Origin of the sequence: Candidatus Pelagibacter communis (assembly GCF_001179925.1) — a bacterium.
Classification (GTDB): domain Bacteria; phylum Pseudomonadota; class Alphaproteobacteria; order Pelagibacterales; family Pelagibacteraceae; genus Pelagibacter; species Pelagibacter ubique_E.
The window spans coordinates 1-23,187 of sequence record NZ_CVSF01000013.1; the positions used below are offsets into that span (position 1 = coordinate 1).

The window sequence follows — 23,187 nt, forward strand, 5'->3', positions numbered from 1 at the left end:
AGATGAATATGCTGGTGAATGGTTAAAAGAAGTGGCAAAGAAAAAAAGCTTTAAGGTAAATGTAAAAAACTCAACAGATCAAATTAGCAATGTTTCTATTCAAGGACCTAAAAGTAGAGAAATTTTAAAAAAATTAATTTTTACTCCACCTACCCAGCCATCGATAGATGAATTAGAGTGGTTTAGGTTTACAATTTGTAGAGTTGAAGAGCTTCAAGGAATTCCACTAATTGTTTCAAGAACGGGTTATACTGGCGAACTTGGTTACGAAGTTTGGTGTCATCCAAAACATGCTCCCGAGGTATGGGATAAACTTATGGAAGCTGGAAAAGATCACGGTTTAATCCCTGCAGGATTTGCTGCTTTAGATAAATTAAGAATTGAGGCAGGTTTAATTTTATTTGGAAATGAATTTGATGGTCAACAAGACCCATTTGAGGCTGGGATTGGTTTTGCAGTTCCACTTAAAACAAAAGAGGAGGATTTTATAGGAAAAGAAGTCTTAAAAGAGAGAAAGGCTAATCCACAAAAAAAACTTGTCGGTTTGGAGCTAATTGGAAAAGAACATGCCGGCCATGGTGATTGTGTTCATGTTGGAAGATCACAAGTTGGAATAGTAACAAGTGGTTGCTTATCAACAACTCTTAACAAAAATATAGCATTATGTAGAATTGATACTCAATATTCAGAACCTGGAACAGAAGTTGAAGTTGGAAAAATTGATGGTCATCAAAAAAGAATTTCAGCAAAAGTTGTAGGTTTCCCACACTTTGACCCTAAGAAGACACGAGTAAGATCTTAATGACAAAAACAACAAAAGATTTACTGGAATTTTGGGAAGATCAAATGAAACTTTCTCATACATCTAGTAATTATTTTTTTAGAAAATCTCCTTCACATTATCACATGATGCTTCTAGTTATGCATGCATATAAATATAAAGAGAATCTAACTGTTGAGGAACTAAAGACAAAATTGTTTAAAACATCTCGACCAAAGTCTGCTTTGATGATTAATGAGGCGTGTGAAAAAGGTTTTTTTTTCTTAGAAAAAACTTCGGGTGATCAAAGAAAAAAACACATTAAGCCTAGTGTATCATTTATTGAGGAGTTTAACCAATATCTGGAAACATTAAAAAATCTAAGCTTCTAAAGAATAAGTATTTAATTACTTATAAATTTTATATATATAAAAAATTATATATTTACGTCGCATGAAAAATAAAGATGTAAATATGTCATTACCGACAAAAGCAAAAGTAGTTATAATCGGTGGAGGGATCCACGGATTGAGCACTGCTTGGAAATTATCAGAAACTTATAAAAATCCTGGCGACATAGTGGTTTTAGAAAAAAAAGACACTGCTGCTGGAGCAAGTGGGATAGCTTGTGGTGTAGTAAGAAATAATTACTTCCAGCCAGCAATGAGGGAATTAATGGCTCATTCTGTTTCTGTTTGGGAAAGTGATCCAAAAGCATTTAAATATAATCCAGTTGGTTATTTACAAATATCACCTGAAGTAATGCATGAAGATGTTGCAAGTATTTATAAACAACAAAAAGCAATTGGATACGAGTCTACATTTATTGAAGGTGAGAAAGATTGTGCTAATTATATGAAAGGTATTTTCGATGATTGGCAAGCTCAAGGTATAACCTCAATTCTTCATGAAAAAAAAGGTGGTTATGCTTTTAACAAAGATTCAATAAAAGCTCTTGAAAATAAATCTACATCGAATGGTGTTCAGGTTATGAAGGGTGTAAAAGTTACAGGTTTTAAAAGAGGAAGTAATAGTAAAGCAGTAACAGGTGTAGAAACTGATAAAGGTACTATCGATTGCGAACAGGTAGTTATTGGAGCAGGACCATGGGCAAGAGATTTCTGGAACATGTTGGAATTACCTAAAACTGCAAACATCAAAGGTAAAGATGGAAAAATGCATGTTACTGATATGTGGACTTACTGGATGTTACAAGAAGGTGTAATTGGTGTTGAGCCAGATTTTTTGAAAACAAATGATGGTAAACAACCACCTGTAGTTCATGTAGACTCAACAGCACCATTGTATTCAGATAAAACAAAAAAACTAATTACAGAAAAAATATGGGGAATTTATTACAAACCAGATATAGAGGGTTTGGGGGTGCAAGGTGGAACGTCTCCTTATATTGTTAAAAAACATTTTGATGAGGTAAATGTCGATCCATATGGCATAGAGTCACCGGAATATCAAACAACAGATGCATTTAGTGAGATGTGGTGTTCAGCACTAGCACACTGTCAAAAAAGATTTGAAGGAAAATCTGATTTATATAGAAAAGGTCCATCAGGGGGACTTGGATGTATGACACCAGATTCATTTCCAATATTTGATAGATTTTTTGAAAATGTTTACATGATCGCAGATGCCAATCACGGATATAAAATGATAGGTGTTGGAGAATTGGTAGCTAAAGAAATTTTAGGGCAAGAAAGTGATTTGTTAAGACCATTTAGATTCAACCGTTACGAGAAGGGAGAACTTCACCCTACTTCGAACAGTCCGTTTCCTTGGAGTTGATTTACTAAGTAGACAGACATTTTTTTTTCAGTTACCTTTTTGTTCTTAAAATTCGTAGAGGGGGAATATGACAGATCTAGAAAAACACGTTAACCAACCTGGAAGATCAAAACTAGTTAAAAGAGTTAGAGAAAAAATTAATGAGTTAGGAATAACTTATATTTACTACCAATTTATTTCTGTAACTGGAAGAGTTGTAGGTAAAGGTATTCCAGCAGATCACTGGGAAAGAACTGCAGAAAAAGGTTTTCAATTAGTTTATGGAGCTACAGCAAATTTATTTTTAGATCGTCACAATAATTACATTGGATATGGACCAGAGGCAATGGAACTCGTGGGTATTCCTGATCCTGAAACATTCTGTCAATTACCTTGGGATAAAAGAGTTGGAAGAGTTTTTGTAACCTGTTTTAGAAATAGAGAAGAAAGAAATAACCCTGGTGGTCATTTAACTTCTGATTGCAGAGGAAATTTAAGAATCTTTATGGAAGAGTTTCAAAAAAATCACGGTCTTGAATTAAGAGTTGGAACTGAACCTGAAATGATGTGGCTTACAAAAAATCAAGATGGTACTCCAACAGGAAAAGGTTTTTCTAAACCATTTTGTTATCATATAGATCAATTTGAGTCTTTAAGACCTGTGTTCATGAAAGTAATTGAATACGCAAAAGCTATGGGTCTTGATATGATTCAAGGTGACCATGAGGATGCTCCTGGTCAATTAGAATTAAACTGGACTTATGATAATGTATTGAGAAATGCAGACAGACTATCGACATACAGACAAATTTGTGCTCAGGTGGCAAGAGAACATGGTTTGATTGCATGTTTTATGACTAAACCTTTTATGGGCGTTTCTGCAAGTGGGTGTCACACTAACATGTCTTTGTGGAAGGGTGGAAAAATTAAACTAAATAAACTTGGAAACAAAACTTTACCAGGTGTTGAAGAAGTTTTTAGTTATGTAGAAGGTGGAACTAATACTTTCATGCCAGATACAAAAGATATGCAGTTACCAGGAAAGATTGGTTTACAGTCAATTGCTGGTATTATGAAGCATTTGCCAGCATTAACAGCTTTAGGTTCATCAACTGTAAATTCATATAGAAGATTGTGGGATCAAGGTTTTTGGGCTCCTGTTTATGCTGACTGGGGTTATCAAAACAGAACTTGTGGTTTGAGAGTTTCTGCGCCAGGAAGATTTGAGTACAGATCAGTAGACTCGATGCATAATCCATATTTATTAGGTGCAGCATTATTAAAAGCTTGTGATGATGGAATAAGTAATAAAATGAAACCAGCTGCTCCAGAGTCTAGAAATATTTATGAAGCTCAAAAAGCTGGTAAAGATGTAAAAAAACTTCCTTTAAGTTTGGGTGAAGCTTTAGAAAGATTATCTGAGGATGAGGTTATTAAATCCGCAATGCCCGATGAAATGTATAAAGTTTTTCACTGGTACAAAAATGATGAATGGGAAAGATTTTTAGGTGCAACAACTCAGTGGGATCTAGATACATATCTAGATTGTTTACCATAATTAATTAAAAGAAAGAAAAATATATGTGCGGAATAGCAGGATTAATTCATAGAGGAAAATCTTCAAACGTTGGTCATGAACTACAAGGTATGTTGCAAGCACTAAAACATAGAGGAGAAGACTCTACAGGTTATGCTTTGTATGGCGATACTGATGGAAAAAACTTTATCATGAGATTTAAAGTAGGTGAAAATGTAGGTGAAGGAAGCTCATCAGTCTCAGAGGACGTGTCTGTTTATGATGAAAGAAAAAAGATTGTTGATAGTTATTTATCTGAAATGGGTGCGAAAATTGTAAAAGAAGAAAGAATACTTCCTTACTCTTTAAGATATGAAATACAATATGATAAAAAAGATTTATTAGAATTTTCACAAAAAATTGAAAGCATCCCGGGTGTTGAGATACTTTCAATGGGTAAATCTTTGGAGGTAATTAAAGATCTTGGGAATGCGAAAATGGTTTGTGACAGATATAATCTTGATAAGCTAGTAGGTACACATGCAATCGGCCATGCCAGAATGGCAACTGAGTCAGGAGTAGATATTAAGTCAGCTCACCCTTTTTGGGGATATCCTTTCAGTGACGTATCTGTAGTTCATAATGGTCAGCTAACAAACTATTGGAATAATAGAAGAGCTTTGGAAAACAAAGGGATGAGGTTTATGTCTGAATGTGATTCAGAATTGATAGCAGTTTATTTAGCAGAAAAAATGAGAGATGGAGCATCATTAGAAGAAGGAATGAAAGAGTCTTTAGCAGGTTTAGATGGTGTATTTACTTATTTTGTTGCAACAAAAGACTCTTTAGGTATGGCAAAAGATACAATGGCTGCAAAACCATTAGTTTTATATGAGTCAGATGATTTAGTAGCAATGGGTTCAGAGGAAATAGCAATTAGATCAATTTTACCACAAGAAATTGATACTTATGATCCATTCGACGGAGAAGTAAAAGTATGGCAAATTTAAAAAACATAACTAAAAAGACAAAAGCCCAAGCTATGGGTATGCATACTGAAATTTTAACGGGCAGAACTCAACAAAAGTTTTTTAATCCTGATGAAGCTGAAAACTTTTATTACTTTGGAACTTATGATGTTGATTTCAATAAAAGAACTGATCTTGATGTAAAAGATATGACTGCAGCTGAAGCTAATAAGGAAATTGATAATTTAATGAGTCAAGGATTTGGAACAATCGTAATTAAAAATCCTCAAGGTAAACACAGTTTAGGAGTTGGTATACTAAATAAATTAAATTTAATTTTTGAAGGTAGTTTGGGATATTTTGGAATAGGCTCATGTGATGGACCAATCGTAAGAATCAACGGAAGAGTTGGCTGGTCGTGTGCTGAAAATTTAATGGCTGGAAAAGTTGTTATAGAGAAAAATGCAGGATCATGTTTTGGTGCCGCAATTAGAGGTGGAGATTTAATTTGTAAAGGCAGCGTAGGAGCAAGAACTGGTATTGATATGAAGGGTGGAACTATAATTATAGGTGGAGATGCTGGTGCTTTTACAGGTTTTATGATGCAAAGAGGAAGAATAATCATTTTAGGTGATGTAGGAATTAACTTAGGTGATTCTATGTATGATGGGACAATTTTCGTAGGTGGAGAAATTGGTTCTTATGGTAGTGATGCTGTAGATGCTGATTTGACCAAAAGCGATCAAGATTGGTTAAAAAGAAAACTAAAGGTCGCTGAAATCGGTGAAAAATTTGATGTAAGCAAAATGAAAAAAATTGTAGCGGGTAAAAAATTATGGAATTACGATAATTTAGAACCCACTGAGAAAAAAGGAGCAATTTAATGGCTAAGAAAAAAAAGAAAAAAAATGGTAAATTAAAAACTAATGGTAATGTTGGTGGAAAAGCCGATGTTCATTTAAGTAGTAACGGATCAAGAAATAAAAGCTTACTTGGTCATAACGCTATTTTTACTCCAGAAGTAATTGATGACATTCATATAAAATCTCAATTAGGAAGATACAGAATGCGTGGAATGGCATTAATGAAAAAAATTCCTACTTTTGATGATTTAGTTTTCTTGCCAGGTACTCTTACTAGATTTGTAATTGAAGGTTATAGAGAAAAATGTGAGACAAAGACAGTAATTGGTCCAAGATGTGAGAATCCAATTGAGTTAGACATTCCAGTTTATATCACTGGTATGAGTTTTGGAGCATTATCATATGAAGCTAAAACTGCTCTTGCTAGAGGAGCAACAATGGCTGGTAGTGCAACATGTTCAGGTGAAGGTGGTATGATACCTGATGAAAGAAGATATTCAGAAAAATGGTTTTATCAATGTATTCAATCAAGATATGGATTTAATCCACATCATGCACAACTTGCAGATGGAATAGAAGTATTTATTGGACAAGGACAAAAAGTTGGGATGGGTGGACACTTAATGGGTCAAAAAGTTACTGATCAAGTAGCTGAGATGAGATCATTACCATCTGGTATTGACCAAAGATCTCCAGCAAGACATCCTGATTGGTTAGGTCCAGATGATTTAGCTTTAAAAGTAGAAGAGTTGAGGCAGCTAACAAAAAATAAAGTTCCAATTCAATTAAAATTAGGTGCATCTAAAGTTTATGATGATGTTCGTATGGCAGCAAAATGTGATCCGGACTCTATATATCTTGATGGTATGGAAGGATCAACAGGAGCTGGTCCACACATCGCGGCAGCTAATACAGGTATTCCAGGTATTGCTGCAATCAGAGAGGCTCGAAGAGCGTTGGATGACGTAGGTAAAACTGGAAAAGTAACTCTAATTTATGCTGGTGGTGTAAGAGATGGTGCTGATATGGCTAAAGCATTAGCTTTGGGTGCAGATGCAATTGCTATCGGAACAGGGTCCATGATTGCACTTAATTGTAATAAAGATATTCCAGAAGCAAATTTTGAAAAAGAAATGGGTGTAAAAGCTGGGGAATGTTATCATTGTCATACTGGAAGATGTCCAGTAGGTGTTGCTACACAAGATCCAAAACTTAGAGCTAGATTAAATCCTGATGATGCTGCAATAAGAGTTTATAATTATCTTCACTCAATGACTCTTGAAGCGCAACTATTGGCTAGGGCATGTGGTAAAACTAATATTCATTCTCTTGAGCCTGAAGATTTAGCGGCTTTAACTTCTGAAGCATCTGCTTTAGCAAAAGTTCCTTTGGCAGGTACTAATTATACTGTTGGGGTTGATAATTTCCATAAAATTTAAAGGTAGCTATGGTTAAAAAAAAAAATAAAAAGAAAGTTACAAAATCAGTAGCAGTGAAAGATCAACAATTAGGTAAGAAAAAAGAAACAGCTAGAGAGAAAATGATTGGTCAGTCTATTGGTTATAGATATGACGTTAATCTTCTTCCAGACTATAAAAAGATAACACCTTTTCTAAAAAAATACATTGAAGCGATGGGCTGGGATGATCTTAATTGGTTAGAGGATGTTCATATGGGTTACGAAGAAGGAAGACCAGCTGTATTTTGTAGAAATGCTAATGGTTGGGTTACTATTCCAAAATCAATAAAATTACCCAACAATCAACAAGATAGAGATATGATTGCTAGAGAGCTTTTAGTAAAATTCCAAATGTCTCCAAAACACCCTCTTGTAGATTTGAAAAAAGCTTACCTAAAATTTTAATATCACAATCTAAAGTTGATTTTATTTTAAAAACTTACTGTCAATACTAGGTTTTTAATTATTGTTTCATTTGTCACAACTTTGAAAATTTTATAGGGTTTTAAAAACTAATATGGAGAGTTAAAATGACTGATCAGTTAGGTGCTCTTACTACCATATTTACAGAATTTTACTACTGGGTAACAGTAGTACTGATGTTTTTAATTCACGTCGGTTTCTGTATGTATGAAGTTGGAGCTTCTCGATACAAACATCACCAACATACTCTTATGAAAAACACAATGCTGATACCTTTGGTAACAGTAACTTGGTTTTTATTTGGTTGGTGGATTTATTGGGCTTTCCCAACAGGACCGGGATTAGCACCATCAATAATGAACGAAAGTACAGCTCTAATTACAGATGATTCTGCTTTTAGTGCTACTTGGTATACTGCAACAAGTGAATTAATGGCTGTAAATTTAGGAGACCACATTTCAGGTGTCTTCTGGGCTGCATTCCTTTTATTCTCTTGGACAGCTGCTTCCATCGTTTCAGGAGCAATCATTGAAAGAATAACAACTTTTGCATTTGGAATTTTAGCAATTGCAATTGGATCTGTATTCTGGACAATTGATGCTGCTTGGGGATGGCACTTTGATGGCTGGATGCTTAAACTACTAGGATACCATGATGCTTATGCATCTGGAGTAATTCACGCAATTGCGGGTGGATTTGCTTTAGGTGTTCTTATGGTTTTAGGACCAAGAATTGGAAAATTTTCATCTAGCGGTGAACCAAGAAACATAGGACCAAGAAATCCTTGGTTGGTTACAATTGGATTATTTCTAATTTATACTGGTTTCTGGGGCTTCTACGCAGCATGTAATATACCAATCTTTGATCTTGGACCTGAATACGGTATGGAAGGAATAAGTTATTGGACAGCTACAAACATATACGTAACCCCTACTACACTTAGTGGTATTACTTTTAACTTCTTGATGTCATTATCAGGAGGACTATTAGCCGGTTATTGGATTGCAAAAGGTGATCCTTTCTGGACATACTCAAGTGGACTAGCAGGTATCATATGTGCTTCAGCTGGAAATGATTTATATCATCCAATTCAAGCAATGATTATTGGTATGATCGGTGTTGTGATTTCATACAAACTACATTACTGGGTTGAACGTAAGTTCAAAATAGATGATGCAGTTGGTGCAGTTGCAGTACACGGTTATGCTGGGTTTATTGGTCTAGTAATATGTGGTTTTGTTCTAAATGGTTATCCTTCATCTGGATACAGTGTAGGAGCTATGTGGGATGGAACAACTTATGCAACAATTAATCCATTAGGACAGTTCTTAGGAGCATTAATAATGTTCGTAGTTCTTGGACTAATACCAGGCTATGTCATAGCTAAAGTTCTTCATGGAATGGGTAAATTAAGAATTCCTCGTGAAGTAGAAGTAGCTGGACTAGACTACGAAATGATGGAAACTGCCAAATCTGAGGAAAAAGCAGTTGCATCTGCAACCAGGTAAAGGAGAAATATATGGCGACAGTTACAAACTGGATAGATCACCTAAACAAACCAGCAGAAGAAGTTGTTGGTGCTGTTTATCCTGGTGCTGGATCTAGTGAGGGTATACTTGTTATACTTGCTATAATTTTATGGGTTGGTTGGCATGTTTTAACTTCTAAATCTGAAAGTGAAGAACTAGATAGATTAGCAAGAAGAAGACATGGTCCAAACGATCATAAAAGTAATATTACCGATTGGTAATTAAAATTAAAATTTGGGCGCTGCATTTATGTAGCGCCCTTTTTATCTTTGTTAAATCAAATGTCAGAAGAAAATAAAAATCAAGAATTAAGGCCAAGTAAAATGAGAGGCGTTGCTTTTCCCAAAGCAAAATATGGAGTCATGCTTGCAATAGTAATAATAATAATAGTAAACTTAATCTATTACAAAGAAACAATTTTTTCGTTTTTTAAATAACTATGTTAACCTAATTCATGCCAAAAAATTTATTCAAAATAGCTAAAGAAAAAAAAATCAAATATTTCTTAATAAGTTTTGTAGATTTATTTGGAGTATTAAGATCAAAATTAGTTCCTGCACATGCAATCAAAGAGATGCAAGAGGCTGGTGCTGGATTTGCAGGTTTTGCTGCTTGGCTAGATATGTCTCCTGCGGATTCTGACATGTTTGGTATTCCAGACCCTAATAGTTTAATTCAATTACCATGGAATAAAGAAGTTGGTTGGTTGGCATCTGATCTTTGGATGAATGGCAAACCAGTTGAGGCCTCTCCAAGAATTATGCTTAAAAAGCAAATAAAAAAATTAGAAAAAAAAGGCTTAGTAATGAAATCAGGAGTTGAATGTGAATATTTTCTAATTTCGCCTGATGGAAATTCAATAGCAGACCCAAGGGATACTCAATCTAAACCTTGTTACGATCAATCAGCTTTAATGAGAAGGTATGACTTAATAAAAGAAATTTGTGATTGTATGATTGAAATGGGATGGGGTCCTTATCAAAATGATCATGAAGATGCTAACGGCCAATTTGAAATGAACTGGGATTATGACAATTGTTTAGTTACTGCTGACAGACATACATTTTTTAAATTTATGGTCAAAACTATTGCTGAAAAACATGAATTAAGAGCTACATTTATGCCCAAACCATTTGAAAATTTAACTGGAAATGGATGCCATGCACATATTTCAGTTTGGGATGGAAAAAAAAATAAATTTTTAGATAAAACAAATGAATTAGGTTTGAGTAAAATGGCTTATAATTTTCTTGGAGGAGTAATAAAACATGCATCTTCTTTATCTGCTTTTTTTAATCCAACTATAAATAGTTATCGGAGAATAAATGCTCCACCAACAAAATCTGGAGCATCATGGTCACCAAGCAGTATCTCTTATACAGGCAATAATAGAACACACATGATTAGAATTCCAGATCCAGGAAGGTTTGAATTAAGACTGATGGATGGATCAGCTAATCCTTATCTTTTACAGGCCAGTGTTATAGCGGCTGGTTTAGATGGTTTAAAAAATAAAATTAATCCTGGAAAACCATTAAATTGTAATATGTACGAGGATTATGAAAAATATCCTGATCTACCAAAACTTCCAGATGAATTGGATCAATCTCTCGAAAAATTAATAAATAATAAAGATATGAATAATGCTTTTGGTGAAGATACAATTAATAGTTATATTAAACTAAGAAAATCAGAAATTAATGAATTTAAACAAAAAGAAAGTTTCGATAAAACCAAAGCTATTACTAGGTGGGAACGAGATAATACGCTAGACTGTTAGAGCATGACAATTTTATCTAACGGCCATTTGTGGAAACACAGTGAATTTATTGAAAATAAAAATTTTTTATTTGATAAAAATAAAATTTTAAGTGTATTATCTAAGGAAGATATTGATAATGCTTATTTAAGTATTTCTAATTGGGAAAGATATTCTCCAACACCATTAATTGAATTAAATAAACTTTCAAAAGATCTAAATTTAAATAAAATTTTTTATAAAGATGAAAGCAAAAGATTTGATCTTAAATCATTTAAAGCTTTGGGAGGAGCATATGCTGTAGAAAAAGTTTCTAAAGGAAGCAAAGATATTGTTGTTGCAACTGCTACAGCAGGTAATCATGGAAGATCTGTTGCTTGGGGTGCTAGAAGACTTGGTTTAAAATGTAAAATTTTTATCAGTGAATTTGTAAGTGATGCGAGGGGAAATGCAATGGCAGCTCTCGGAGCTGATGTAATTAAAGTAAAAGGTAATTATGAAAAATCTTTAATAGAATGTATTAAACAGTCAACAGAAAATAATTGGCAAATTGTTCAGGATGTTGCTTGGAAAAATTACATGATTGTTCCCAAATATACAATGGCTGGTTACACAGTTATGATGAAAGAAATATTAGATCAAATAAATCAAAATAAAATTTCTCATATAATTTTACAAGCAGGTGTGGGAGGAATGGCGGGTGCAATGATAGCTGGCATTGCTAGATATTTGAAAAATATACCTGAAACTATAGTTGTTGAGCCTGATAGTGCAGCATGTGTAATGGAAAGTATAAAGACAGGTAAGATTGAAAAGATAGATATTAAAAGAGAGAGCTTGATGGGAGGGATGTCATGTGGAGAAGTTTCATTAGTCCCATGGGAAATTTTAAAAAATTCAGTTAAATATTGTATCAGTTTACCTGATGATGATATTGCTAAAACTATGAGATTACTTGGAAATGGAAATTTTAGTAATGAAAAAATTATAGCTGGTGAAAATTCTGCTCCTGGAGTAATCAGTTTGATTGCATGTTGTGAAGATGAAGAAATAAAAAAAAAAATTAAATTAAACAAAGAATCAAATATCTTATTAATTGGTTGTGAAGGAGATACTGATGAAGAAATGTATCAAAAATTAATAAACCAAAAATAATATTTAATGAAAAAAATAATAAAAAAAAAAGTTGAAAATTTTGATTTTTATAAAATTTTCAAACCTGAATTGACTCCAAAAAGAATGATGGAGCTAGGTGTTTTTGGAGGGGCTTATTTTGGTTTAAATGTAAAAGAGTACCCAAAATCTTGGTTTAAAAATGTCAAATTAAGCAAAACTTTCGATGTCAAACTTAATAGATTTAAAATTGTTTCAGGATTATCTAGAGAACATTGGATTGAAAAAGGGTGGATTTTTAAAGAAGATCCGTTAGGGTGGTTTCAGTGGTATTGTAGGTTTACTAATGGAAGAAGAATTCCTCACATAGATGAGATTCAAATTAAAAGATGGAAGAATTTTAGAAGACATGTTTTAGCTATTGAAAAAAATTGTGAAAAAGGTGACCTAAATTGTAGAAAAAGACAAAGACAAGCAATTTTACAATGGGCTTATGATCCTTACAGATAAATGAATTTTAATTTCCAAAAAAATGATGAATCACTTTTCTGTTTTGTCTATTAATTCTGTGTTCGAATAAATATATTCCCTGCCATGTGCCAAGAAGTAATTCGCCATCTTTAATACTTAAAGATATTTGATTATTAGTTAATGATGATTTTATGTGTGCAGGCATATCATCTTCACCTTCTGTATTATGAATATACAATTTATCATTCATAGGAGCTAAATTATTAAAATAATTTATTAAATCAGTTTGAACATTTGGGTCTGCGTTTTCTTGGACAATTAATGATGCGCTAGTATGTTGAATACTTAAATTGACTATTCCATTTTTGAAATCATTTTTTTTAATCCAATTAATTGTTTTATCTGTAAATTCATATAATTTTTGACCGTTAGTTTTAATTTCTAGATCATAAAATTCTTGTTTCATAAATTATATTCTTTTGATGTTAACTCATATAAACGACTAATTGTCCGCTTAAAAGATTTTTCTAACATTTTGGAAGACGTAAATTCACTCAAATCCTGATTTGCAGTAACAGCTAGAGGAATATCTTTATCATAAATGACATCCAATAAAGTTATAAATCTCTGTTGTTGATTTGAATTAATATCATTAAATTGTGGTATTTTTTCTATTACAATAAATTTAGAATTTTTTGCAATTTCTAAATAATCTTCAGCACCCAAATTTTTATCGCATAATTCATGAAACTCAAATCTTAAAACTCCTTCATAAAAATTATTGATCAAAAATTCTCTTCCCTTAATATTCAATATTTTAGATAATAATTTTTTATTTTTTGTTATTGTTCTAAAAAATTTGTTAATCTTAAAATTTGTTTCTTGATTTAATGGAAAAAAATATCTTTGTTTTTTATTTTCCTTATTCTTTCGATAATCATCTTCAATAGCAAGGGAATGTTCAACAGATTGATCTTCCATAATCTTTATGAATGGCTTAAATTGATCTCTTTGAAGACCGTCCTTATAAAGTTCTGATATTTTAATATTTGATGTAATAATTATTTTAATATTTTCATTAAATATTTTTTCAAATAATTTACCCAATATCATCGCATCTACAATATTTGTGACTTGAAATTCATCGAAGTAAATTAAAGAGGCTTTCGATTTAAAATCTTTAACAAATAAATTAATAATATTCTCCTCATTATTATCTTTTTTCTCATGAACAAAGTTATGAAAATTCAACATAAACTCATTAAAATGAAGTCTTTTTTTTTTTTCACCAACAAGATCAAAAAAAAAATCCAAAATCATAGTTTTTCCGACACCTACATCTCCATATAAATAGAAGCCTTTTTTTAAATTTTTATTTTGGAAAAAATTTGAAAAAAAAGATTTAAAATTTTTTTTATAAAAATTTTCTAATTTTCTTACAACAATAATTTGATTTAAGTTGATTTCTAAATTTTTGTTTTTACAGAAAACTTTAAATTTTTCTTCAAAATCCTTTGGCATCAATTCTTTTTTGTTTTAAAATCAATGCCATACTCTGATCTGGGTCCTTTTCTAAGACCGAATGGCCCTGGTATAAACAGGGTTATCGGTCTAGTTCCTTCTTTTAAATCAACTCTGTGATAGTCATTTGCAGAACGAAATCCTATATATCCTGGCTTTCTCCAGAACTTACCATTTTTTTGGGTCTCCCAATATCCTCCTCTCAAAATTATTGTCATATATGGACATAAATGGTTATGAACTCCATCCCCATGATCATCTGCCAACATCTCGTGAATTAAAATATTAAATGGAAACCATCTTGGTCTATTTCTAAATAAAACATAATATCTATTCATCCAAGGCTTTGCTAAATCAAATCTAGGATGAGATGGCCCTCGGTCTAAAACAACCTTTTTTCTACCTAGTATTTTTAAAAATTTGAGAAACATTAATCAAGTTTGATAATAGAGTTATCTTTAACAACATAAAGATTTTTATTTAAAGTAAAAGGTCTAGAAATCTTACCATTATCAATTTTTAAAATCGAGTTTGTTCTTCCAGTTTTAATATCAATAACTAATAACCTTCCATTATCAGTGGTTAAATAGATATTTTTATTACCCATAATGAAACCTACAGGTTTAATTTTATCTCTCTTTTTTTTTTTAAAATTTCTAAAAACATCGGTCACCTTAATTATATTTCCAGTTCTTTTCTCAATAACAACTAGATATCCTTCAAGTGAGACTGTGAATAAATAATTTCCAACCAAACTTGGCTTTAGATTGGAATTTACTTTGTTTTCCCAATTAAAACTTCCTGTTGCAAGGTCTATAGAAAAAAATTGATTCTTATTATTAGAGAAAAACAATGTATTACCATCTGTAATAAGGTCTGAAGTTTCTAAAGAAAAAGCTGCTTCATATATTAAGCTACTTTGAGTAGGTAATTGCCATAATAATTCTCCGCTTTTGATACTTACAGCACTAACATCTCCTATTGAATTAATAAAATATAAAAAATCATTTACAATTACCATGGAAAGTTTTTTTTGAGATCTAATTAATGAATTTTCAGTTTTAATATTCCATAATTCCTCTCCATTCTTTATTGAAAAACATCTAAGTGTATTAGAAAAATCTATTATAAAGAATTTATCTTTATAGATTTTTATTTGTGAATTAAATGGTGCCAAATTACTTTTCGACCACAATAACTCTCCATTATTTAGATCAATTGAGTAATATTTAGCTATATTATCTGCAACGATTAAGATTTTTTGGTTATTTGCAAATTGTAATATCGGTTTAAGTTTTTTTTCTGATTTCACATAAAAGTTTTTTTTCCAAATTAATTTAGATTTCTCATTAAATTGTAGTATTGATCCTTGATTATCAAAAAATATTAAATTTTTTTTATTAAAAGAAATCGTTGGTTCAAATCTATAGAAATTCTTTATTCTAGAAAATTTATATCTTGAAGACTTTTTAAGATCTCCATTGTAATTTGATCTACCATCATTATTGAAATAATTTCTGGTTACAGAATAATCGTTAATTTTGTTTGATAAATTTATAGAAATATTTGTATTAAGTTCTTTACCTAAAGCTTCTTCTTTTACGAAAATTTCTTCATAATTTAAATCATTTTCTTGTGGAATATTTTGAGACTCAGTCCAAAATTTTGAATTCTTATTCAGTGAACAACCAAAAATAAAAAAAATAAAAATAAAAGCTAGAATTTTTTTATTCACTTAAATCTCTATTTAATCTTTTTTGCGATTCTATCTTTAAATCTTGATTTGCATTTTCTAGTAGAATTATTTGATTAAAAAATTCTTTTGATTTTTGTTTTTGATTTTTAGAATAAAAATATTCTGCCATTAGATATAATGCATGTGATTTCCAAATACTCTTTGAATTGATTACAGGTTTCAATATTTCCAATAATTCATTTTCATCAGCATTATCTGCGTTATAAAGTGCTTTTTTATAAATAATCAAATTTCTTATTTCTTTTGACAACGATGTATCTTGAATAATTATATCAAATAAAACATTTATTTTTGAAATATCCTGAATTAATTTATTATCAATAATAAAATATAGAGATAAAGGTGAATATGTTGGATCATTTTTATTTATTATTTCTATTAAACTATTTTTTGTTGTCTCTTTATTGTTCTCCGAAAACTTAGATATAACTGAATTATACTGATCAGAAATTTTTAATCTTTTTTTTTCGGTATATTCTGCAAACGCAAAATAACCTAATAATACAATAATTATTGATAATAAAATCGAAATTAGTGTTTTTTTATTGTTGATAAAAAAATTTTTTATTTTTTCATTTCGTGTTTTACTATCAATAATAGCTGTTTCTTCATCCATAATTAAATCATATTTCTTAGTACATACTGTAATATTCCACCATTTTTATAGTATTCAAGTTCATTTTTAGTATCTATTCGACATAATGTTTTAACTATTTTCATTTCACCAGAAGCATATTTTATTTCTAAATTAACATCATCTGAAGGGTTTATTCCTTTTTCAATATCGAGCACACTGATTAATTCTGATCCTTTCAAATCTAAATTAATTCTATTCATATTATCTTTAAATTGTAATGGTAAGATACCCATGCCTATCAGATTAGATCTATGTATTCTTTCAAAACTTTCGGCTATGACCGCTTTAACTCCAAGTAATTTCGTCCCTTTAGCTGCCCAGTCTCTTGATGAACCTGTTCCGTATTCTTTACCACCAATTACGACTAGATCGGTACCCCTTTTTTTATACTCTACTACTGCATCAAAAACAGACATTACTTTTTCTTCAGGATATAATTTTGTGAATCCTCCCTCAGTGCCAGGAGCCATTTCATTTTTAATTCTAATATTTGCAAATGTTCCTCTCATCATAACCTCATGATTTCCTCTTCTAGAACCATAAGAGTTATAATCCTTAGGAAGAATTTGATAATTCATAAAATATTCACCAGTGGGGCTGTCTTTTTGAATATTTCCTGCTGGCGAAATATGATCAGTGGTAACCATATCTCCTAAAATTAATAATGGTCTTGCATTTTTAATCTCTTTAAAGCCCTCTGGTTCATCAGTTAAATTGTCAAAAAATGGAGGTTTTTTTACATAAGTAGAATTTTCATCCCAATTATATATGCTACTTTTTTCAGTTTTTATTTCTTGCCATTGTTTTGGACCCTCAGAAACATTTAAATATCTTTTAACAAACATATCTGCGTTAAGAGAACTTTTTAAAGTATCTTCTATCTCTTTATTTGAAGGCCAAATATCTTTTAGAAATACATCCTTGCCATTCTTGTCTTTTCCAAATGAGTCTTTAAATAAATTAAATTCCATATGACCTGCAAGAGCATAAGCTACAACAAGTGGAGGAGAGGCTAGATAATTTGCTTTAATATGGGGTGAAATTCTACCCTCAAAGTTTCTATTGCCTGACAAAACAGAAACTGCATATAAATTTTCTTTTTGAATAGCGTCGACTATATTTTCTGCTAACGGACCTGAATTACCGATACAAGTTGTGCATCCATAACCAACTAAATTAAATCCTAATTGGTCTAAGTATGTGTTTAAACCTGCTTTCTCTAAATAATCAGTTACTACTTGAGACCCTGGAGCTAAAGATGTTTTAACCCATGGTTTAACATTTAATCCTAACTCAACAGCTTTTTTTGCAAGTAATCCAGCTCCAATAAGAACATTTGGATTTGAAGTATTCGTGCAAGATGTAATTGCTGCAATTAGTATTGATCCATCTTTAATTTCATAATCTGTACCTATTACTTTAGAAATTTTATAGTCCTTTTTATCTGTAGCTTCTTTAAACACTTTTTTAAAATTACTTGATGCATCAGTTAATAGAACTTTATCTTGTGGTCTTTTAGGACCTGAAATAGTTGGAACTACAGTGGACATGTCTAAAGAGATTTTATCAGTAAATTTAATTTCGTCACTTGACCACAAACCTTGCTCTTTCGCATACTTTTCAACAATCGCAACTGTTTCTTTATCTCTTCCAGAAAATTCTAAATATTTTAAAGTTTCCTCATCTATTGGAAAGAATCCGCATGTAGCCCCATACTCAGGGGCCATATTAGCAATTGTTGCTCTGTCTGCTAAAGTTAAATTTTTTAATCCTTCACCGTAAAATTCAACGAATTTTCCAACCACTCCTTTGTCTCTAAGCATTTTTACAACTGTTAAAACTAAGTCTGTAGCAGTAGTGCCCTCCGGCATTTTTTTTGTTACTTCAAATCCAATAACTTCAGGGATTAACATCGAAATAGGCTGTCCCAACATACCTGCCTCAGCTTCGATACCACCAACACCCCATCCTAAAACTGATAGACCATTAACCATAGTTGTATGACTATCTGTCCCAACGAGAGTATCAGGAAACAAGTATTTTTCTCCTTTATACTCCTCTGACCAAACTACTTTTGATAAATACTCTAGGTTGACCTGGTGACAGATACCAGTTCCTGGAGGAACAATTCTAAAGTTGTTAAAAGCGTTTTGACCCCATTTTAAAAAAGAATATCTCTCGCCATTTCTTTTAAATTCAATATCTACATTCTTCTCAAATGAATCTTCCTTTGCTGATTGGTCGACTTGAACAGAGTGATCAATGACCAAATCAACAGCAGACAAAGGGTTAATTGTATTTGGATCTTTATTTTTCTCTTTTACAGCTTCTCTCATAGCAGCTAAATCAGCTACTGCTGGTATTCCTGTATAATCCTGAAGTAAAACTCTAGCTGGTCTATAAGCTATTTCAGTTTTTGATTGTTTTGTAGCAAGCCAGTTTTTGACTGCCTCTATCTGATTTTTATTAACAGATATATCATCTTCGTATCTAAGTAGATTTTCCAGTAAAACTTTTAATGATTTTGGTAATTTTGAAATTCCTTGTAAACCATTTAATTCAGCCTTTTTTAATGAATAATATTTATAATTTTTACCATTAACCTCTAAGTCAGATAATGATTTGTAAGAATTTTTATTTCCTGGTTTCATATTTTATATATAAAATGTAATTATGCTCAAAAGAAGAAGCACTGACATAACATAATTAAAGTATTTAATAAATTTCTCATTTGTCGCAAATTTTCTAAGATATTTGCCTACAAATGTCCAAAAGGTAATGCTTGATAGAGATACTACAAAGGCAAATAAAACAACTTGAGTCGCATAATTAAGATAATTTTCTCCATATTCAACATATGTTGAAACTATGATAATTCCAATCAAAACACCTTTTGGATTCAAAAATTGAAAAATAAAAGTATCTAAAAAAGAAATTGGATTTTCATTTTTTTTTTCGTCAGAAGGTTTTGAAAAACTAATTTTATAAGCTAGATATATTAAAAATAGACTTCCTAGATATTTCAAGATAGTTTGAATAATTGGAAATAATTTAAAAACATTAACTAATCCAATTGTCAGAGCAAATACCACTGATGTAAATCCAAAAGTAACTCCAATAATGTGTGGTATTGTTTTTTTTATTCCAAAGTTAAAACCAGAATAAGATGCAACAACATTATTTGGTCCTGGTGTATAAGCAGCAACAATCCAAAATAGTGCCATAGATAAAAATTCTGGATGCATATTTATGCTATAGGTAAACCATTTTCTGCTTTTTGTGAGGGATGTACTAATGTTACCTTTCCCTCAGGATCTATAGAACCTAAAAGTAGAAATTGGGATTTTACACCTGCAATATTTTTTTCTGGAAAATTACAAACACCAATCACTTGTTTGCCAACTAAATTTTCTTCATTATAAAAATGTGTAATTTGTGCCGAAGATGTTTTTACACCTATTTCTTTTCCAAAATCGACTTCAACGACTAAAGATGGTTTTCTGGCTTTTTCATTTTTTTTGACTGAGAGTACTGTTCCAAGTCTAATGTCTATTTTTTCAAATATGTCGTAAGTAATTTGTTCTTTCATAAATGTGATATTTATATTAATTATTACTAATGAGTACAGAAGTAAATTTAGAGAAATTATATGAAAATTCTATAAAGATTTTATCTGATTTAATTGGATTTAAAACTATTTCAGGAGAAGATAACAATGATTTAATTAATTATTGTGAAAAATATCTCAATGATTTGGGTGCAACTTCATTTAAAACATATGATGATGAAAAAAAAAGAGTAAATCTTTTTGCAACAATCAAAGCAAAAAAATCAAATGGAGTTAAACCAATAATTTTATCTGGTCATACTGATACAGTCCCTGTTTCAAAGAGTTGGAGTACAGACCCTTTCAAAGCAACAATTAAAGAAGATAAGCTTTATGGAAGAGGTTCCTGTGATATGAAGGGATTTATTGCATGTACTTTAGCGTTTGCTCCAGTTTTCTCCAAAGTTAATCTAAATAGGGATATTCATTTTTCTTTTACTTTTGATGAGGAAACTGCATGCTTGGGTGCTCCAATATTAATTGAAGAACTAAAAAAAAGAAAGATTCAAGACGGAATTTGTATTGTGGGTGAACCTACAAAAATGAAAATCATAGACGCACATAAAGGTTGTTACGAATATACTACTTATTTTGAGGGATTAGCTGGACATAGCTCAATGCCACACAAAGGTGTCAGTGCCGTTGAATTTGCATCAAAATATGCAAACAAATTAATAGAGCTTAGGGAAGAATTAAAAAAAAGAGCTCCAAAAGAATCGATTTTTGATCCTCCTTTTTCAACATTACAAGTTGGAGGTATATTTGGAGGAATAGCTCACAATGTAATAGCTGACAAATGTCGTGTTGAATGGGAGACAAGACCAGTTGTCAAAGAAGATGGCGTTTTTCTAAATCAACAAATAGATAAATATGCAAATGAAGTTTTATTACCACAAATGAAAAAAATTTTTCCTAGTTCAAAAATAACCAAGGAAATAATAGGTGAAGTTACAGGTTTCGATCGTATCGATAATTCAGAAGCATGTGAATTAGTCTCAAGTTTAACTGGTGATAATTCTAGAGAAGTTGTATCCTTTGGAACCGAAGCTGGATTATTTCAAGAAATTGGTATTAGCACAGTTGTTTGTGGCCCAGGTTCTATTGAACAAGCCCATAAAGTTGATGAATTTATAGAGCTTAGTGAATTAAAAAAATGCTTAAATTTTTTAGATGGTTTGAGGTCAATATCTATTCCAAATTAAGAGACTAAGTATTAATGTAATTCACTCAATGTAGGCATTGAGTCACCTGCTCCTAATCTTGTGGTTGATAGTCCAGCAACTCTGTTAGCTAATTCTAAACATTCTCTTATGCTTTTACCTTTAGATAATCCTAATGAAAAACTTCCATTAAATGCATCACCAGCACCAGTAGTATCAATAGCTGAGACTTTACTAGCATTAATATAAATTTCTTCTTTACCATTAGTATAAAACAATCCTTTTTCTCCTAGGGTAATTATCACATTCTTAATACCCATATTAACTAATTTTTTTGCACTTTCTTTAGCATCATCTTTATCTTTAATTTTTATACCAGTATAAAATTCTGCTTCAGTTTCATTAGGAGTAAAATAATCAATAAATTTAAAAAAATCTTTACTCAATTCACATGCTGGAGCTGGATTCAAAATATTTATTAAGTTTTTTTCCTTGGCTATTTTTAAACAATATAATGTTACATCTAAAGGCACTTCTAATTGAGTTAAAAAAATTTTTGATTGTTTAATGATCTTAATATCAATCTCTTCTTTTGTTAAACTTGTAGGAGCACCTCTCACTACAGTTATCGCATTTTTTCCAGTATTTTTATCAACATGTATTCCAGCTACACCTGTTTTATGTTTTTTTGAAATTATAATATTCTTAGTATCTATTTTATTTTTTTGAAGACTATTGATGGCTAGTTTACCATAATCATCGTCACCTATCTTTGATATAAAGTTAACTTTTCCTCCAAGTCTTGAAATCGCAATTGCTTGATTGCAACCTTTTCCGCCTGGACCTATATTATAATTATCACCCAATATAGTCTCGCCAGATACTGGGATTTTATCTCCAGAGAAGCTTAAATCTGCTACAAATATTCCAAGAATAGTAATATCGTTCATTATTAAGATTTCTTATCTTAATTATTCCAACCACCTACAGCCTTAACTTCTAAAAATTCTTCGAGACCATGTTCTCCTGCTTCCCTGCCTATACCCGAATGTTTAAAACCACCAAATGGTGCATCAACTGCAATACCAGCTCCATTTACATCAACCATTCCTGATCTCAATTTTCTAGCAACTCTTTTGACTTTCTCTTTGTCTTGGGTTTGAATATAATTTGTTAATCCATATGGAGTATCGTTTGCTATCTCTATAGCCTCTTCCTCTGTTTCAAAAGACATAACAGATAAAACTGGACCAAAAATTTCTGTTCTTGCTATTTCCATCTTGTTGTTTACATCAGCAAATACTGTGGGTTTAACAAAATATCCTTTTTCAAGTCCACTCGGTTTGCCAGGGCCTCCAGCTATAAGCTTAGCTCCCTCATCAATTCCTTTTTTTATTAAACTTTGAATCTTATTATATTGTATCTCAGAAATCACAGGGCCTATATGCTCCCCTTCTTTTTTTGGATCACCAACTTCAAAATTTTCTGTATATTTTTTCAATCTTTCCACTGCTTCATTATACATTGATTTTTCAACTAGCATTCTAGTAGGTGCATTGCAAGATTGACCTGAATTTCTAAAACATCTTAATGCTCCTCTTTCAATCGCTTGAGGGTCAGCATCTTTGAATATTATATTTGCTCCTTTTCCTCCTAATTCTAAACTTACTCTTTTAAAATCTTTAGCAGCATTTTGAGAAATTAAAGCTCCCGCACGCGTTGAACCTGTAAAAGAGATCATATTTACATCAGGGTGACTTGTTAATGCATTTCCAGTTATCGCCCCATCCCCGTTGACAAGATTAAATACACCAGCTGGAAAATTTGTTTCGTCTATTAGTTCTGCAAGTATCATTGATGATAGGG

24 protein-coding genes are annotated in these 23,187 nt (G+C 31.5%); 14 read left to right on the forward strand and 10 right to left on the reverse strand.

The window, feature by feature from the left end:
- The 13 genes from AMN70_RS00600 to AMN70_RS00660 form a co-directional block, all read left to right on the forward strand.
- Positions 1-802, forward strand: an 802-nt coding sequence (locus AMN70_RS00600) for an aminomethyl transferase family protein (RefSeq protein ID WP_143323393.1), incomplete at its 5' end; no start/stop codon positions are given.
- Positions 802-1,152: a hypothetical protein gene (locus tag AMN70_RS00605; protein WP_075501040.1), complete on the forward strand. Its 351-nt coding sequence runs from the start codon at positions 802-804 to the stop codon at positions 1,150-1,152. The genes AMN70_RS00600 and AMN70_RS00605, both read left to right, overlap by 1 nt.
- Positions 1,153-1,234: 82 nt before the next feature.
- Positions 1,235-2,560 carry an NAD(P)/FAD-dependent oxidoreductase gene (locus AMN70_RS00610; protein WP_075501079.1) on the forward strand — a complete coding sequence of 442 codons (1,326 nt, stop codon included), beginning with the start codon at positions 1,235-1,237 and terminating at the stop codon, positions 2,558-2,560.
- 67 nt (positions 2,561-2,627) lie between these two features.
- Positions 2,628-4,097, forward strand: coding sequence for a glutamine synthetase family protein (locus tag AMN70_RS00615; protein ID WP_075501042.1), 1,470 nt, complete (start codon positions 2,628-2,630; stop codon positions 4,095-4,097).
- 23 nt (positions 4,098-4,120) lie between these two features.
- Positions 4,121-5,065, forward strand: a complete 945-nt coding sequence (locus AMN70_RS00620; protein ID WP_075501044.1) for a class II glutamine amidotransferase domain-containing protein — start codon at positions 4,121-4,123, stop codon at positions 5,063-5,065.
- The gene (locus AMN70_RS00625; RefSeq protein ID WP_075501046.1) at positions 5,053-5,907 is read left to right on the forward strand and encodes a GltB/FmdC/FwdC-like GXGXG domain-containing protein; all 855 of its coding nucleotides are present in this window, start codon (positions 5,053-5,055) and stop codon (positions 5,905-5,907) included. The genes AMN70_RS00620 and AMN70_RS00625 overlap by 13 nt, the downstream gene beginning before the upstream one ends.
- Positions 5,907-7,325, forward strand: coding sequence for an FMN-binding glutamate synthase family protein (locus AMN70_RS00630; RefSeq protein ID WP_075501048.1), 1,419 nt, complete (start codon positions 5,907-5,909; stop codon positions 7,323-7,325). Before AMN70_RS00625 ends, AMN70_RS00630 begins: the two co-directional genes overlap by 1 nt.
- 8 nt (positions 7,326-7,333) lie before the next feature.
- Positions 7,334-7,750, forward strand: a complete 417-nt coding sequence (locus AMN70_RS00635) for a hypothetical protein (RefSeq protein ID WP_075501049.1) — start codon at positions 7,334-7,336, stop codon at positions 7,748-7,750.
- Between the two features lie 125 nt (positions 7,751-7,875).
- On the forward strand, positions 7,876-9,276 hold the full coding sequence (locus tag AMN70_RS00640) for an ammonium transporter (RefSeq protein ID WP_075501051.1): 1,401 nt from the start codon (positions 7,876-7,878) through the stop codon (positions 9,274-9,276).
- Positions 9,277-9,287: 11 nt separating this feature from the next.
- A complete protein-coding gene (locus tag AMN70_RS00645; RefSeq protein ID WP_075501053.1) occupies positions 9,288-9,518 on the forward strand; it encodes a hypothetical protein in 231 nt (76 codons plus the stop codon).
- 233 nt (positions 9,519-9,751) lie between these two features.
- Positions 9,752-11,077, forward strand: coding sequence for a type III glutamate--ammonia ligase (gene glnT, locus AMN70_RS00650; protein WP_075501054.1), 1,326 nt, complete (start codon positions 9,752-9,754; stop codon positions 11,075-11,077).
- 3 nt (positions 11,078-11,080) lie between these two features.
- Positions 11,081-12,211, forward strand: a complete 1,131-nt coding sequence (locus AMN70_RS00655; RefSeq protein ID WP_075501056.1) for a diaminopropionate ammonia-lyase — start codon at positions 11,081-11,083, stop codon at positions 12,209-12,211.
- 6 nt (positions 12,212-12,217) lie between these two features.
- A complete protein-coding gene (locus tag AMN70_RS00660) occupies positions 12,218-12,679 on the forward strand; it encodes a hypothetical protein (RefSeq protein WP_075501058.1) in 462 nt (153 codons plus the stop codon).
- A 7-nt stretch (positions 12,680-12,686) separates the two neighbouring features.
- On the opposite strand, the gene AMN70_RS00665 is transcribed toward AMN70_RS00660, so the two are convergent.
- The 8 genes from AMN70_RS00665 to AMN70_RS00700 are packed head-to-tail and all read right to left on the reverse strand — an operon-like array spanning position 12,687 to position 20,143.
- Positions 12,687-13,106 carry a secondary thiamine-phosphate synthase enzyme YjbQ gene (locus AMN70_RS00665; protein ID WP_075501060.1) on the reverse strand — a complete coding sequence of 140 codons (420 nt, stop codon included), beginning with the start codon at positions 13,104-13,106 and terminating at the stop codon, positions 12,687-12,689.
- Positions 13,103-14,161, reverse strand: a complete 1,059-nt coding sequence (gene zapE / locus AMN70_RS00670) for a cell division protein ZapE (RefSeq protein WP_075501062.1) — start codon at positions 14,159-14,161, stop codon at positions 13,103-13,105. The genes AMN70_RS00665 and zapE overlap by 4 nt, the downstream gene beginning before the upstream one ends.
- Positions 14,161-14,592: a hypothetical protein gene (locus AMN70_RS00675; protein ID WP_075501064.1), complete on the reverse strand. Its 432-nt coding sequence runs from the start codon at positions 14,590-14,592 to the stop codon at positions 14,161-14,163. Before AMN70_RS00675 ends, zapE begins: the two co-directional genes overlap by 1 nt.
- The gene (locus AMN70_RS00680) at positions 14,592-15,896 is read right to left on the reverse strand and encodes a PQQ-binding-like beta-propeller repeat protein (RefSeq protein ID WP_075501066.1); all 1,305 of its coding nucleotides are present in this window, start codon (positions 15,894-15,896) and stop codon (positions 14,592-14,594) included. Before AMN70_RS00680 ends, AMN70_RS00675 begins: the two co-directional genes overlap by 1 nt.
- Positions 15,889-16,533, reverse strand: a complete 645-nt coding sequence (locus AMN70_RS00685) for a tetratricopeptide repeat protein (protein WP_075501068.1) — start codon at positions 16,531-16,533, stop codon at positions 15,889-15,891. The genes AMN70_RS00680 and AMN70_RS00685 overlap by 8 nt, the downstream gene beginning before the upstream one ends.
- Positions 16,534-16,535: 2 nt before the next feature.
- Positions 16,536-19,205 carry an aconitate hydratase AcnA gene (gene acnA / locus AMN70_RS00690; protein ID WP_075501070.1) on the reverse strand — a complete coding sequence of 890 codons (2,670 nt, stop codon included), beginning with the start codon at positions 19,203-19,205 and terminating at the stop codon, positions 16,536-16,538.
- A 3-nt stretch (positions 19,206-19,208) separates the two neighbouring features.
- The gene (locus AMN70_RS00695; protein ID WP_075501071.1) at positions 19,209-19,799 is read right to left on the reverse strand and encodes a LysE family translocator; all 591 of its coding nucleotides are present in this window, start codon (positions 19,797-19,799) and stop codon (positions 19,209-19,211) included.
- Between the two features lie 2 nt (positions 19,800-19,801).
- A complete protein-coding gene (locus AMN70_RS00700) occupies positions 19,802-20,143 on the reverse strand; it encodes a tRNA-binding protein (protein WP_075501073.1) in 342 nt (113 codons plus the stop codon).
- A gap of 29 nt (positions 20,144-20,172) precedes the next feature.
- Here AMN70_RS00700 and argE point away from each other — a divergent pair, with 29 nt between their 5' ends.
- On the forward strand, positions 20,173-21,363 hold the full coding sequence (gene argE / locus AMN70_RS00705) for an acetylornithine deacetylase (protein ID WP_075501075.1): 1,191 nt from the start codon (positions 20,173-20,175) through the stop codon (positions 21,361-21,363).
- An 11-nt stretch (positions 21,364-21,374) separates the two neighbouring features.
- On the opposite strand, the gene rbsK is transcribed toward argE, so the two are convergent.
- Together rbsK and AMN70_RS00715 are read right to left on the reverse strand one after the other, a co-directional pair.
- Positions 21,375-22,271: a ribokinase gene (gene rbsK / locus AMN70_RS00710; protein WP_075501077.1), complete on the reverse strand. Its 897-nt coding sequence runs from the start codon at positions 22,269-22,271 to the stop codon at positions 21,375-21,377.
- Between the two features lie 17 nt (positions 22,272-22,288).
- A partial coding sequence (locus tag AMN70_RS00715; RefSeq protein WP_143323394.1) for an aldehyde dehydrogenase family protein occupies positions 22,289-23,187 on the reverse strand: 899 nt, incomplete at its 5' end.